A 798-nucleotide genomic window follows, 5' to 3' on the forward strand; every position below is an offset into this window, starting at 1 on the left:
CGATGGTACTGCACTCGGGAGGGTGTGGGAGAGTAGGACACCGCCGGACAATCTTCCAGTCGAGGGCCGCCCCAGCAGGGGCGGCCCTCGACTGCGTTAGCGTTCTCGGCGGAAACGCCATCAGGAAGGATGTACCTGTGAGCTCAGGACCCCAGGGCGGGGACCGCCCCCGTCGTTACGAGGATCGCGCCGACCGCGGCCAGGGGCGTGGTGACGCCGGCCGCGACGGCCGTCGCGATGACCGTCCCTCGTACCGGGGCGGCCGCGACGACCGCCCGGGCGGCTTCCGTGGTGGCGACCGTGACAGTGGCGCCCGTGGCGGCGACCGCCGCGAAGGCGGTTTCCGCAGTGGCGACCGCCGCGAGGGCGGCTTCCGCGGTGGCGACCGTGAGGGTGGCTTCCGTGGCGGTGACCGTCGCGAGGGTGGCTTCCGCGGCAGTGACCGTCGTGAAGGCGGCTCGGGCGGTGGCGACCGTCGTGAGGGTGGTTTCCGTGGCGGTGACCGTCGCGAGGGTGGCTTCCGCGGCAGTGACCGTCGTGAAGGCGGCTCGGGCGGTGGCGACCGTCGTGAGGGTGGTTTCCGTGGCGGCGACCGTGAGGGTGGCTTCCGGAGTGGAAGCCGTCCGGGCGGCGACCGTCGCGAAGGCGGGTTCCGTGGCGGCGACCGTGACGGCGGTTTCCGCGGTGGTGAGCGTCGCGAGGGTGGTTTCCGTGGCGGCGACCGCCGTGAGGGTGGTTTCCGTGGCGGTGACCGTCGTGAGGGCGGTTTCCGTGGTGGCGACCGTGAGGGTGGTTTCC

At 72.7% G+C, this 798-nt stretch carries 1 protein-coding gene; it reads right to left on the reverse strand.

Annotated elements, in window-relative coordinates:
• Positions 1-143: 143 nt before the first annotated feature.
• On the reverse strand, positions 144-798 hold a 655-nt coding region (locus OC439_RS30160; RefSeq protein ID WP_262016383.1), incomplete at its 5' end, for a hypothetical protein.

Origin of the sequence: Micromonospora sp. Mcm103, from assembly GCF_024519755.1 — a bacterium.
Taxonomy (GTDB): domain Bacteria; phylum Actinomycetota; class Actinomycetes; order Mycobacteriales; family Micromonosporaceae; genus Micromonospora; species Micromonospora aurantiaca.